General features: G+C 39.6%; 13 protein-coding genes and 1 pseudogene. 7 read left to right on the plus strand and 7 right to left on the minus strand.

The window, feature by feature from the left end; translation table 11 throughout:
* Positions 1-164 precede the first annotated feature (164 nt).
* The 3 genes from catA to FY048_RS04520 form a co-directional block, all read right to left on the minus strand.
* The gene (gene catA, locus FY048_RS04510; protein WP_446090291.1) at positions 165-1,085 is read right to left on the minus strand and encodes a catechol 1,2-dioxygenase; all 921 of its coding nucleotides are present in this window, start codon (positions 1,083-1,085) and stop codon (positions 165-167) included.
* A 160-nt stretch (positions 1,086-1,245) separates the two neighbouring features.
* A complete protein-coding gene (gene catC, locus FY048_RS04515; protein ID WP_446090292.1) occupies positions 1,246-1,536 on the minus strand; it encodes a muconolactone Delta-isomerase in 291 nt (96 codons plus the stop codon).
* A 23-nt stretch (positions 1,537-1,559) separates the two neighbouring features.
* On the minus strand, positions 1,560-2,666 hold the full coding sequence (locus FY048_RS04520) for a muconate/chloromuconate family cycloisomerase (RefSeq protein WP_446090293.1): 1,107 nt from the start codon (positions 2,664-2,666) through the stop codon (positions 1,560-1,562).
* A 100-nt stretch (positions 2,667-2,766) separates the two neighbouring features.
* Here FY048_RS04520 and FY048_RS04525 point away from each other — a divergent pair, with 100 nt between their 5' ends.
* Both FY048_RS04525 and FY048_RS04530 read left to right on the plus strand, forming a co-directional pair.
* A complete protein-coding gene (locus tag FY048_RS04525; protein ID WP_263032696.1) occupies positions 2,767-3,681 on the plus strand; it encodes a LysR family transcriptional regulator in 915 nt (304 codons plus the stop codon).
* Between the two features lie 81 nt (positions 3,682-3,762).
* Complete coding sequence (locus tag FY048_RS04530) at positions 3,763-4,557, plus strand: TorF family putative porin (protein WP_446090294.1); 795 nt, start codon at positions 3,763-3,765, stop codon at positions 4,555-4,557.
* A 68-nt stretch (positions 4,558-4,625) separates the two neighbouring features.
* Here the strand turns inward: FY048_RS04530 and FY048_RS04535 are convergent.
* Positions 4,626-4,718, minus strand: a pseudogene (locus FY048_RS04535) (GntR family transcriptional regulator); the annotation flags it as partial.
* An 89-nt stretch (positions 4,719-4,807) separates the two neighbouring features.
* Between FY048_RS04535 and uraD the strand changes: the two are divergent.
* From uraD to FY048_RS04560, 5 genes are all read left to right on the plus strand, one after another.
* Complete coding sequence (uraD, locus tag FY048_RS04540) at positions 4,808-5,308, plus strand: 2-oxo-4-hydroxy-4-carboxy-5-ureidoimidazoline decarboxylase (RefSeq protein WP_446090295.1); 501 nt, start codon at positions 4,808-4,810, stop codon at positions 5,306-5,308.
* Positions 5,308-5,643: a hydroxyisourate hydrolase gene (gene uraH / locus FY048_RS04545; protein WP_446090296.1), complete on the plus strand. Its 336-nt coding sequence runs from the start codon at positions 5,308-5,310 to the stop codon at positions 5,641-5,643. The genes uraD and uraH overlap by 1 nt, the downstream gene beginning before the upstream one ends.
* 50 nt (positions 5,644-5,693) lie before the next feature.
* Positions 5,694-7,067: a nucleobase:cation symporter-2 family protein gene (locus tag FY048_RS04550; RefSeq protein ID WP_446090297.1), complete on the plus strand. Its 1,374-nt coding sequence runs from the start codon at positions 5,694-5,696 to the stop codon at positions 7,065-7,067.
* Between the two features lie 182 nt (positions 7,068-7,249).
* A complete protein-coding gene (locus FY048_RS04555; protein ID WP_446090298.1) occupies positions 7,250-8,545 on the plus strand; it encodes a hypothetical protein in 1,296 nt (431 codons plus the stop codon).
* An 11-nt stretch (positions 8,546-8,556) separates the two neighbouring features.
* A complete protein-coding gene (locus FY048_RS04560; RefSeq protein ID WP_446090299.1) occupies positions 8,557-9,936 on the plus strand; it encodes an 8-oxoguanine deaminase in 1,380 nt (459 codons plus the stop codon).
* A gap of 46 nt (positions 9,937-9,982) precedes the next feature.
* On the opposite strand, the gene hpxO is transcribed toward FY048_RS04560, so the two are convergent.
* From hpxO to FY048_RS04575, 3 genes are all read right to left on the minus strand, one after another.
* Positions 9,983-11,140, minus strand: a complete 1,158-nt coding sequence (gene hpxO, locus FY048_RS04565; RefSeq protein ID WP_446090300.1) for an FAD-dependent urate hydroxylase HpxO — start codon at positions 11,138-11,140, stop codon at positions 9,983-9,985.
* Positions 11,141-11,332: 192 nt separating this feature from the next.
* Positions 11,333-12,049, minus strand: coding sequence for a FadR/GntR family transcriptional regulator (locus FY048_RS04570; RefSeq protein WP_446090301.1), 717 nt, complete (start codon positions 12,047-12,049; stop codon positions 11,333-11,335).
* Between the two features lie 233 nt (positions 12,050-12,282).
* Positions 12,283-13,296 carry an isopenicillin N synthase family dioxygenase gene (locus FY048_RS04575; RefSeq protein WP_446090302.1) on the minus strand — a complete coding sequence of 338 codons (1,014 nt, stop codon included), beginning with the start codon at positions 13,294-13,296 and terminating at the stop codon, positions 12,283-12,285.
* Positions 13,297-13,929 lie beyond the last annotated feature (633 nt).

Below are 13,929 nucleotides of genomic sequence, written 5' to 3' on the forward strand. Positions count from 1 at the left end.
CTTAGAGAGGACTTACTTTTGTCAATCATGTGAGAAACCTTAGAGCATGAGGTAACGTGATGTTATTACTACCGCTAAAAATTTATTTAAATTCTTAATGGTAGTAATAAATGGAATAAATTTTGTGAGTCAAAAGCGAACTTTTAACTCACATACACTTTCAATTAAGCACTAGCGCGACGACGTTCAACTTCAGTTGACGGAGCGGCAGCGGCATCTTTAACAAGTTCGATGTTAAATATGATGTGTTTGAAAGCGTGATCTAAACCACGACGTTGAATTTCAGCAGGGTCAGTTACATCAACTGCTGTTGCAACTAAACCGTCACGAGTAGCGAAGGCAAAGTCATCCCATAAGTAATCATCACCCTCAATGTTAAATTGAGTTGTAAGCTTGCGGAAACCTGGTGCAGAAACGAAATAATGAACGTGAGATGGGCGGTTACCATGACGACCTAACTTGTTAAGAAGGGCCTGAGTTGTACCTTCTGGAGGGCAGCCATAACCTACAGGCATCGTGGTTAATGCAACATATTTACCATCAGCATCAGTTAAAATACTACGGCGTAAATTGAAATCAGATTGAGACTTATCAAAGAATGAGTAGTTACCCAAACTGTTGGCATGCCATACTTCAACTTTAGCATTTTCAATGATATTGCCATCAGTATCAGTCACGGTACCTTCAATAATTAAGGTATCGATTTTGCCAGATTCTGTACCATCATCCATACGCGCAAAACCAACAGTTTCAGGCGCACCAGCTACATAAAGTGGGCCTTCAATGGTACGAGGTGTGCCACCACTAACGCCAGCTTTTGCATCGGCTTCATCTGCACGCAAGTCAAGATAGTGCTCTAAACCTAAGCCAGCTGCTAAAAGTCCAAGTTCGTTTGCTTGGCCTGCATCTGTGAAATATTCCAGACCTTTCCATACTTCTGAAGGTTGGATGTCTAAGTCTTCGATGGCTTGAAATAAATCCCCGAGAAGGCGCACTACAATTTGCTGAACACGTGCATCGACTTCGCCTTTAGCTGTGTCGACATTCATTTGTTTTACAAGCGCATCAATTTGTTGACGGTTCATACTAAAACTCCTTAAGTATGCAATACGGTTTTGGGTGGCAGTGTTGCGGGCATTTTGTTTTGCTAGCGAATATTGCTGCCACGTTCCTTGTTACCTTCTGAATAAATATATTTAGTTTTTGAATGTGCTTCAGACTACACACTCAAACTATTTTCTTAGATTACGAATCATCATCACGGACAGAAGAAGGGTGGCGATTAAGTGCCATCACTTCGATGTTCATGTAAGGATAGAGAGGTAATCCCTGTAAAATATTGTGCAACTCTTCATTGCTCTCGACATCAAAAATACTGATGTTTGAATACTGGCCTGTAACTCGCCAGATGTGGCGCCATTTACCTTGACGTTGCAGATCTTGCGAATAGGCTTTTTCAACGGCCTTAATTTCATTTACTTTGTCGGCTGGCATATCAAGTGGAATATGCACATCCATACGTACATGAAATAACATGGGAAACTCCTTATCCTGTTGCCTTAACGACGTAACTTCTCAACTTTATCTTCATCAATTTCAATGCCTAAGCCTGGTGCTGTGGGCAAGTGCAATTCAAAGTTTTCGTAACGTAGTGGTTCTTTCAAAATTTCTTCGGTAAGTAATAACGGACCAAATAATTCAGTACCAAAAGCTAATGTTTCAAAGGTTGCAAATGCATGAGCAGAAGCGATGCTACCTACAGGGCCTTCAAGCATAGTGCCGCCATAAAGATCGATTCCAGCCAAACCTGCAATCTTTGCAACTTCACATGCCTCGATCAGGCCACCTGATTGTTCAATCTTCACCGCAAATACATCTGCACCATGATTTTTTGCAACACGGTAAGCACTGTCAGGACCAGTTAAAGCTTCATCTGCCATAATTGCGACATCAAAACGATGCGTTAAACGAGCAAGTGCGTCGGTATTTTGAATAGCACATGGTTGTTCGATTAAGTCGATTCCACCATCTTGTAGCTGTTGAATACCTTGAATACATTCCAGTTCTGACCATGCACGATTTACATCGACACGTACACTAATATCTGCACCCAGTGCTTTTTTAATTGCAATCACATGATCAACATCGTGTTGCAAAGGGCGTGCGCCGATTTTGAGTTTGAACGTGTTATGACGTTTCAACTCAATCATTTTTCGAGCTTCAGCAATATCTTTTTCTGTGTCGCCAGACGCGAGCGTCCAAAGTACAGGTAAACTATTACGCAGACGGCCACCTAAAACTTCACTTAACGGCACACCTAAACGTTTTGCCTGAATATCAAGTAGAGCGGTCTGAATGGCACATTTCGCAAAACGGTTACCATTAATATTCTTACGAATCAGTTTTAGTGTTTGAGCCACATTTAAATCTTTAACTGATGCGAGTAATGGTGCAAAGTAAGTATCAATATTGGCTTTGACACTTTCAGGACTTTCTTCACCATAGTTCAGTCCACCAATGGTGGTCGCTTCACCCCAACCTACAATACCATCCGTGGTCGTAATTTTAACGAGCACCAAAGTCTGAGTACGCATTGTAGTCACAGACAGTTGGTGAGGACGGATAGTTGGAATATCCACAAGTATGGTTTCTATGGTTCTATACATGAAGTTTCAACTATTTCAAACTTGTTTACATACCATAGAAGAATGTAATAGCCTAAAATAGATATAGAACGGTATTTTAAGATACTAAAAAGGTATATTAATGGAATTAAGACATCTACGTTATTTTGTTACCGTGGTTGAAGAACAAAGTCTGACAAAAGCGGCTGAGAAGCTTTTTATTGCCCAGCCACCACTCACGCGTCAAATCAAAAAACTAGAAGAAGAATTAGGCATTGATCTGTTTGTGAAAGGATCGCGCCCATTAAAAGCCACAGAAGCAGGGTTGTTTTTTTACCAACATGCTGTCCAAATTTTAACGCATACCGCTCAAGCTGCTTCGATGGCTAAAAAAATGAAGCTGGTCGAAAATATTGTCAAAGTTGGTTACGTCAGCTCACTTCTTTACGGACGATTACCCCAAGTTATTTATCTATTTAGACAAAAGAATCCTGACATTCATGTCGAGCTTATTGAATGTGGCACGAGAGATCAGGTTGAGGCTTTAAAGTTAGGCAAAATCGATTTAGGTTTTGGACGATTACCAATTAGCGATCCTGCCATTAAGCGACTTTTACTTCGCAAAGAAAAATTAAAACTCGCGATTCATAAAAAGCATCCATTAAGTGAGTTTCAAGATTCAGGAATTTACTTATCTCAAATTATCAATGAGACGATTTTTTCTTATCCAACGACACCTAAGCCTAATTTTTCGACCACTATTCAAGCTTTATTTACAAAGTTAGGTTTAATCCCAGCCAAGCTGACCGAAGTACGAGAAATTCACATGGCGCTTGGTTTAGTGGCATCGGGCGAGGGTATATGTATTATTCCCGAAAGTGCTTGCGACATTGGAATGAAGAATCTAACTTATTTAAATATCTTAGATTTAGAAGCTTATAGTCCCATTTCTCTATCTATGCGCAACATGGACCAAAGTTCTTATATTCCAAAAATCTTGGATTGTATTGAAGAGATCTATAGTCAAGAAGAAGTATCTAGAAATCTAAATTTATAACTTTTTAATACGTTTTAAATTGAATTATCATGTTATTTTAAAACTTTAAGATTATAGGTAATATTTAAAAGGAATTAATAGATGAGAAAAATTTTAGGCGCAGCTTCTCTCATTATGTCTACCTGTTTTGTACATGCTGAACAATTAAACGAACAAGAACAAACCTCTCCATATAGCGCGAATGTTACTTTTGCTAGCCAATATATTTCACGCGGTTTCCAACAAACATGGGGCAAGCCTGCTTTGCAGGGTGGACTGGATTATGCTAACCCGAATGGTTTTTTTGTCGGAACTTGGGCATCAAGTGTGAGCTCAAATTACCTTCGGGATGCTTCGGTTGAATGGGATTTTTATACAGGTTATTTAAAAACAATCGATAAGTTTTCAATTGGGATGTCGGTTTTTTATTACTACTATCCAGGCGCGAAAAGTACACCAGAAACGGGGAGTAGCAGTTATAACTATGGTGAGATCGTACCTCAAATTGGCTATGGACCTTTAAGCCTCAAATACTTTGTTACCTATACACCAGATTATGCCGGTTATAACTCCAAAACCATGGGCGGACCTGCTGGTAAAAGGTCGAGAGGATCAAGTTATCTAGACCTGAACTTTACCCAGCCTATTAATGACACTTGGACCTTTGGTGCCCACTATGGCTATGAAAGAATTAAAAATTTCTCAGAATCTAATTTTCAAGATGTTAAAGCTGAACTCATTAAAGATTTAGGGGATGGCTGGACTACAGGATTAGCGTATACAAAAGCATGGGATAAAAATGCTTATTATAAAAAGTATAGCAATGGTGAGTCGGGTGCCCCTATTTCAAATCCAATTGATTCCACTTTTACAGTCTCTGTAAAAAAGGTTTTCTAATTTATAAATAAAAAAGCCTGATTACTTTATTTTGAGTGATCAGGCTTTAAATAATGAATATATAAAAATTATTTTTTAATTAAATCGTAAGCCATTTTAGTGTCGTCAAGCTGAACAAGTGAAGCATGGCGGGCAGAGAGCGGATCTTTATTTTCAATAGAAAGACTACCTTATTTAAACTGGCATATTTGTTGCTTAATTTATTGCATCTGGTCAGACCAGTCAGACAATGCATTAAATTGGAGCGGATATGCAACTCGAAACTTTTAATCAACTAGCTTCTAGTCAGGCTCAGCTGGTCCTACAAGCCTGTGTGCATATCCCGACTTGGGTTTCTAAACTGATCCAGAAACGTCCTTATTCCTCTAAAGAACAGCTTTATCAGGTAGCAGATGAGCAAGCTGGTACTTGGGAATGGTCCGAAATTTCTGAAGCGTTGTCTAAGCATCCACGTATTGGTGAGAAAAAAGCAGCGGCAGTTTTATCTGGAAAAGAACAGCAATTCTCTCAACGTGAACAAGCACTAATAGAAACGGATGCTGCATTACAACTGGCTCTATATCAGGGCAATTTAGATTATGAGTACAAATTTGGACATATTTTTCTGATTCGTGCCGCGGGACGTTCTGGCCCACAGATTTTGTTTGAATTACAACGTCGATTAGTCAACACAGTAGAACAAGAGCAAACCGAAGTGAGGCAGCAACTGAGTGAAATTGCACTTCTTCGCTTAAAGCAAGAGATTCAATAATGGCGGGTATTAGCACACATATTTTAAATGCTTCACTAGGCCAGCCAGCAACTCAAGTATTGGTGAAATTGTTTCAGGAAACGAGCGATGGATATATTTTAATCGATGAACAATTCACTGATGCAGATGGTCGTATTCAAGCATTCAATGTTGATTCATTTATTACCAGTCATTATCAATTGATTTTTGAAGTAGCGGATTATTTTCAAGCTTTAAATACCAATAGCTTTTATCCGAGAGTCTGTGTTGATTTTAAGGTCAATGATATTCACCAGCATTATCACGTGCCTTTATTGATCAGTCCTTTCTCATATTCAACATATCGTGGCAGCTAAATCAACACAAGCAATATGGACATCATGAACTTAATTTGAGGAATTAACCCATGCATCAAGATAGCATAAATCCAGAGCGAGATCCGCATATCTCGGCAGAACATCAATATTTAGGGATGAATAAAAACATCTTATATGGTTTGCAGCATGTATTGACCATGTACGGGGGGATTATTGCACCGCCATTAATTATTGGTGCAGCTGCAGGTCTAGATGCTTCAGAAATTGGATTGTTGGTGGCCGCAGCTTTATTTGTGGGAGGTCTCGCAACGGTCTTACAAACGATAGGTTTTAAATATTTCGGTGCAAAATTACCTATTGTGCAAGGGGTATCTTTCGCAGGGGTTGCCACTATTTTAGCGATTGTGAGTACCGGTGGTGGTTTGGCATCTGCATTTGGTGCTGTGATCGTCGCATCTCTCATTGGTTTGTTGATTACACCATTCTTTGCAAAAATTATCCGCTTCTTTCCACCTGTGGTCACAGGGTGTGTTATTACCATGATTGGTATTTCGTTAACACCTGTCGCGATTCGTTGGATTATGGGTGGAAATCCGAAAGCTGAAAATTGGGGAGATCCAGCCAATACAGGTTTAGCTGTAATTACTCTGGCAATTGTGATTGTTTTTAGTATGTTGCGAAATCAGATTATGCGCCGGCTTGCGATTCTGGCAGCAATCGTTTTGGGTACAGTAATTGCCTATATTACAGGCTTTACTGATTTCTCAAAAGTTAGTACGGGTCCTATTTTTGCCTTTCCAAGTTTCTTCCATTTTGGTTCTCCTGTATTTGAATTTTCTGCCATTCTTTCCATGGTAATTGTTACTTTGGTAGTAATGACTGAAACCACGGCCGATATTATTGCGATTGGTGAAATCGTTGGAACCAAAGTTGATTCAAAACGAATTGGTGATGGTTTACGTGCAGACATGCTATCGAGTGCAATTTCTCCAATCTTTGGTTCATTCATGCAAACTGCCTTTGCTCAAAATGTAGGTCTGGTTGCAATTACGGGTATTAAAAGTCGTTTTGTGGTGGCAACGGCTGGTGGAATTTTAATTATCTTGGGCTTATTACCTGTAATTGGCCGCTTTGTTGCATCAATTCCGATGCCAGTTTTAGGTGGAGCAGGGATTGTATTATTCGGTACTGTTGCTGCGAGTGGCATACGAACGTTAGCCAAAGTAGATTATAACGATCATAAAAATCTGATCATTGTGGCAACTTCACTAACAATCGGCATGATTCCAATCGTAAACCAAGAATTCTATGCGCAATTCCCGATATGGGTAAAAACCCTATTACATTCAGGTATTAGTTCTGCCTGTATCACTGCCATTTTGCTCAATATTATTTTTAATCATTTACCGTTTAGCAAGAAGTCCGTTGATGTTGCAACTACGCCTATAAATTCAGGGCATTGATTGACATTAGGTGGGGACTGGATGTTCTAACTTAGCCACACTTTTTCATTCACAAAAAATTTAAAGGTCGCCTATTCAATGATGAATAGGTTAGGGGGAGTTTTGACTTCTAAAAAGTCAAAACAGGTCTTTTGGAAGACCATAAGCGATTTTTAAATCAAATCTTACAGGGGCATTATTTTATGAGAAGTTTTAAATTAAAATCAGCGTTACTCATGGTGAGCATGACTGCTACCATGCAGGTATGGGCTGGTGATACCAGTCTGAATGGTCTGTTTAATCTACAACAGGATTGTCAGGCGAGTAATGATTCAATTGACCGTCTAGGAGCAGCATTTGCTTGCGGTACTGTTCATGGGGTAGTGAAATCCGCATATTACTCACTTAATAATGCCTATTTTGTGAATAATCTAAATCAGGATACTACCGTCATTGGTGGGTATGTTAAATATGAAACGGCTCCTTTTTATGGCATACAGGCAGCTGTTGGATACGACATACAACGCCGACTTGATAATAAAAATGAAAATGATGAAGTGCCAGAATTACAAGAGGATAGGGATGGTCTAGCAGAAGCTTATTTAAGCTGGAAAAATGATTTGGCCAGAGTGACAATTGGTAATCAACGTCTAAATTTACCTTTTATGGGTGATTATGCCGACCGCCGTGTCCTGATGTTTTTATATCAGGCCGCGGATGTACAGATCGGGAACAATCAAGATTTCTTGCGTCTGACTAAAGTAAACAAATATAAAAGTTATGGTGAGGATGAGTTCAACAAAACTTCTCGTCAAAATTCAAATTTGGAAACCAATGGTGTTTGGTCTGTTGGTGCAGGAAAGCGCTTTAACTTCGCCAATGATAAAAGTTTAAAAACGCAATTTTGGTATCAAAATTATGATGACTATACTCGTCTAATCTATACCCAAGCTGATTTAGCAATTCCAAAACTTAATTATAGTCCTGAATTTTCAATCCAATATATTTCGGGTAAAGATCAGGGTAAAGCGCTTGCAGGAGAGGTCAATAGCCAAATTTTCGGTATACAGGCTGCATTTAAAGTAATGCCTACCGCCAGTCTAAAAGTCGCATATAACTATATAAAACCTGATCAGGGGAGTTATTTGAATGGGGCATTATTAACACCCTATGCAGCTAAAACCTCTTCCGGTGAACTTTTTGCCCAGCCATTTTTTACCAGTACTCAAGATTTAGGTGCGGGTAACGCATTGATGTTGTCCTTAGAAGGAAAATTGACAGATCAGTTGATAGCAGGCGCACGTTATTCGTTTATGGACTTAAAAGAATCGGAAAATGTCGCGAGTCGAAATCAATCTGAATACATGCTGTTCGGTATTTATAATTTTACGGGAGCTTTAAAAGGTTTTAGTGTGAGTAATTTTGCAGGTATTCAAACTTCACCGCGCTATGACAAAAAATTCTTACAAAACCGTTTTGCGCTGTCTTATAAGTTTTAAAGGACGAGATAATGACAATAATCGCTAGCTTAAATAGCAGTTCAAGAACTTGGATTAAACAACCACTCGCAATTTATACAGCAAATGAACTCGACGCGAGTAATGGCTTGGTAATTGAAAATAATAAAATCATTGAGGTTTTGGCAAAGGATCAGCAACCCACTTTGCCATGTGATGAAATATTCGATGCCAAAGACTTGGTTGTGATTCCTGGGTTGATCAATAGCCACCATCATTTTTATCAAACCCTGACTCGGGCGTGGGCACCTGTGGTTAATCTACCGTTATTTCCATGGTTGGTTAATTTGTATCCAGTATGGGCACGTCTAAACCCAGAGCAGTTACATGTGGCGACCCAAGTGGCTTTGGCTGAATTGCTATTATCGGGCTGTACCTTTGCTGCGGATCATCATTATTTATTCCCTCAACAATTGACTGATGCGATTGATATTCAAGTTAATGCTGCTCAGCAATTGGGAATGCGGGTGATGTTAACCCGCGGTTCGATGAGTCTCGGACAAGAACAGGGTGGTTTACCACCACAGCACACCGTGCAAAGCATGGATGTCATTTTAAAGGACAGTGAACGACTGGTGCAGAAATATCATCAAAGGGGTGATAATGGCATGGTCAATATTGCTTTAGCTCCGTGTTCACCCTTTTCAGTGACACAAGAGATTATGCGAGAAAGTGCGCAGCTTGCCCAAACACTGGATGTTAGATTGCATACCCACCTTGCAGAAACACTAGATGAAGAAAGCTTCTGTCTGGAAAAATTTGGCATGCGTACAGTGGATTATTTAGAACATGTAGGGTGGCTGAATGAACGAACTTGGTTGGCGCATGGCATTCATTTTAATTCAGATGAAATTCAGCGTTTGGGACAAGCTGGAGTGGGGATTTGTCATTGTCCACATTCCAATATGCGTCTGGCTTCAGGGATTTGTCCAACGCTAGATTTAATGCAAGCAGGTGCAAAGGTTGGTCTGGGTGTTGATGGCTCTGCTTCTGGAGATGCTTCAAATTTAATTCTGGAAGTTCGCCAAGCCATGTATTTACAGCGTTTAAAATATGGTGCTGAACGGATTACACCTGAGTTGGCCTTGCACTGGGGAACACAAGGTTCTGCGCAGTTATTAGGGCGCGGACAGCATTTAGGACAATTTGCACCTGATTCTCAGGCCGATTTGGCATGTTATAAATTAGATGAATTGAAATTCTCAGGGAGTCATGATCCAATTGCAGCCTTACTATTGTGTGGTGCAGACAAAGCGGAACATGTGATGGTTGCAGGCCAGTGGCAAGTCAAACATGGCATAATTCAGGGAATAGATTTAGAAGAACTGAAAGCTAAACATCGTGTTGCAGCAAAAGCCTTGTTGGCGGCTTAAGAAATTAAAATACATAAGAGGGGGCTGGTGTACCCCCTCTTAGGACTTAATCCAGTGGATTGCCGACAATATTACTGATGATACCTTGCATGATATGAGTACCTTGTTCCTCATATAAAGATTCATACCATTCTTGTGTGATTTTCGGGTCTTTCATATGGGTCACATCGCAACGTTTACGGGCTCTTAATACCATTTCCTTAGTACGATCATTGCGTTTATTCTGATAGCGGTTTAATGCATCTTCCAAACCAAAAGTATTGATTTGTAAGGCACGAGCAAGATAAATCGCATCTTCCATGGCTTGGCAGCCACCTTGTCCAATATCAGGAGTAGTGCTATGTGCAGCATCACCTAATAGCACTACACGTCCTTTATAGAAATTCATAAAAGGCTCGATATCATGGATTTCGACACGATTGGTTTTTTTCTCATCTAAACGCTCAATGAGTTTTTGTACTGGTTCACACCAACCACTAAAATGCATTTTAAGGTCTTGTTTATAGTGCTCACGCTGATTTAAAAGTCCAGATTCTAGCGGCACATCAAAGAAGAAATAGAAACGATTTTGTGCAACGGGCATAAGTGATACACGTTTACCTTCACCAATATATGTGGTCCATTGCATGGCTGGTGCAATCTGCTCATCAATATCAACCAATCCATTCCAATTTACATAACCAGCATAGCGACGTTCAACTTGATGGCCCAGTACAAACTGCCGCGTAAGTGAATGTGTACCATCTGCACCAATCAGTAAATCGGCTGTAATCTGAGAACCATCCTGAAAATGAATGGTGACATCATCTTGATGTGTTTCAATTGCGGTCATTTTCATGCCGAGTTTGATGTCTTCCAGACCAAACTGTTGCATTAATAATTGTTGTAGATCAGCTCGGGCGACAGGATAAGCACGTTGTCCTACTTCTTTATATAAAGGTAACAAACTAAATTGGGTCATGGTGTGTTGGCTGAGTCCATCGACGTAGGCCAAAGATTCCATTTGCCCACCAAGTGCTTGGAGTTCATGTGTTAAGCCAAGATAGTTGAGACACTTAACACCATTTGACCAAAGTGAGATAGCCGCACCAACGGGTAATATTTCGACCGCTTGCTCATAGATTGTGACCTGATGACCAAATTTTTTTAAAGCGATACCAGCAGTTAAACCGCCCATACCTGCACCTATAATCGCGATATTCATTGTTCAGATCCTAAATATTTAAGTAAGTTTCTAAACTGTTCTAAGCGAGAAGTGTGCCAATTTTAATCACTGGTTTTACTGGTCATACCAGTAATATTGCCTCATTAAAAAGCAATCCTAACAAGGTGGTATTGATGTGGTTCAAAGTATGGAGCAAAGTGGTGCATAGCAATACAAATTTGAAGTTTGTGATTATATTGCGCTGTCATGTCTGGAAAAATACACACCAGCACGTTGTGCGGCGCCAATAATATGTGCTTGCATGGCTTTTTCAGCTGCTGCTGCGTCCTGATTAAATAAGGCTTGCATAATTAATTCATGTTCATGAATGGTTTTAAATGCCAAATTGGGTTGGACAAAGGGAAGGATCTGACTCTTTTTGATCCATTCTGTATGTATTTTAAGTGTTTGAATAATTGATTGGTTATGACTAAGTTCAATAATATGTTGATGAAATGCGTAATCAAATTCAGAGGCTGCTTGCCAGTTTTGTTCTTTGATTGCACTCGCTAATGATTGGTAATGTTGCTGTAAGATCGATTTATCGTTTTCGGTTAAATACTCACATGAGAGTAATGCACAAAAACTTTCTAGAACATAGCGTAATTGATAGAAATCTTTAAGGGATACACGATGTTCACCATCCCATTGTTTTGCGGCTTGGCTATGCTGTGAAATAACGTAAACTCCTTTACCTGCTTTAATTTCTAATAATCCTAAAGCGGCAAGGCGAGTTAATGCTTCACGTAAAGAAGCACGGCTGATTCCTAATTGAATGGCAAGCTCACGTTGGGAGGGTAAGGCAGAACCGATTGCATAAGTATTTTGTTGAATGCGTTGATAAATCACTTCCACTGCTTGCTCAGTCACCTGAGATGATTTTCCATTGAGCATAGCTTGTGGGCTCATAAGCAACACACCGTAAATATACAAATAAATAATTTGATTCTACACAAAATTTATCTGTTTGTTGGTGCTCTTACTTAAAATTAGCCGTATTTTTAATAACAGATCAGACCAGTTGAACTGGATATGACGTCACTAAATAAGAATAAAATGTTCTGGAGTGATTAATGATAATCCATATTGTTGAAGTTATAGAACGGTCAGAGATTATTCATCTCTGACCGTACATAGTATTTTTAATACTTTCCTTTGAAATTCGCGCTAATTCTTTGTTTTAAATACTCTTTAGCGGTAATGGCTGGATATTTCTTTTGTGGTCCTTCAATGATCATATCTTCATTGGCTTGGCAGAAAAATGCCAAACTATAACGTGCCCCTTGATATTCATTTGCTTCTGGATTTTTAACGCGATGGAAATTAGAAGGCAGTTGATCATCGCTCCAACGTGTGAGCATGTCACCAATATTACAGGTGATTACGTCATCACGTGGCTCAATACTGGTCCATTGTTGCTGTTCCATATCTTTGCCTGGGCAAACTTGCAGACCACCTTGTCCTTTACGTTGGAACAATAGCGTTAAACAGTCAAAATCTGTATGCGCTCCTGCACGCCATAGTCCTAATTGATCTTTAAGCGCAGGATCAATTGCATAGTAGTGCAGCATTCTCAAGGTACTTTGGTAGTTTTCTTGGTCAGGATCATGTGCAAGAGTAAAGAAGTTATCGGCAAAACCTAGTTTATAAGCAAAGCAAGAGAGTATTTTCATACCAACTTGCCAGCACGCATGTTCAAATTCCAGCATAGTCTCTTTGAAACTAGGTAACTCTTGTTGACTAGGATAAAGACCTTCCATACGTGGACGGGTAATTTGATAGGATTCTTTCTGGTCTGGTGTACTGGTTGATGGCCGAACTTGTGCCTTGCTTTCCCAGCCTGCATTTCGATTTAAGGGATAGCGAGCTTTGACGGGTTCGGGCAGATCAAAAAACTGTTGTGTCATTTCAAATGCAGTTTGAATTTGCTCAAGTGGAATTCCATGATTCGAGACTTGAAAGAATCCAATATCAGTCGCTGCAGCCCAAAGCTGATCGGCAATTTCATATTTACGTTGTTCAAAATCAGTTAGATCAATGACTCGAACTTCACGTTCAAAGGTCTCTTGACCAAAAGCTCCCATACGAGCTTCTTTTTGCAGTTCTTCTAAGCTGTAGTCATTTTCAGCTAATGGAGCCATGTTAGCGCTATTCATATTTCAACCTCATATTTTGGATAATCGTGACCCAATCAAATAGATTGAAAGAGAAGGGCCACATTCAAAAAAGAGCTGCACGTTCCCAATAAAAGTTAACTTTATATAAAGAACATGAGCTGTTTTCTGAGCAATGACCCACATAGCAATTGATACCACTACTATGCTGAACGCTTCTACTCTGACAAAAAGTAAGTAGCACTTTTTATGCCAAATTATAAAGATAGATTTCGAAGTTGGGATGGGGCGTTAGCGATATTATATTTATAGGGAAAACAGCGATGAGTGACCAAAGATCTCTTATGTCAGAAAAGCTCCTATGGAGTGCATTAATGATGACTTTGTGCACCACTAAGTCGCATATAAAACAAAATAATTAGTACAGTTTATTCATCTAGGCATGGTTAAAAAAAGCATAACCTAGATTATTACTATGAAAAACAAAATAAAATCAATTTTGGCACAGAGCTTGCTAAATCATTCCTGAGTATAAGCGGTCAGTGTGTTGTAACCACGCGGGACATTGCTCTACAGCGTTTGCTGTTCCTCTTTTGGGGACAAAACCATTTGGTTTTGAGAGAAATGTGCATTTGATACATTGATTGCCCCCCTAAAAAGAATAGCAAAATAAAT

It is taken from the genome of Acinetobacter sp. 1124_18A (assembly GCF_052824995.1).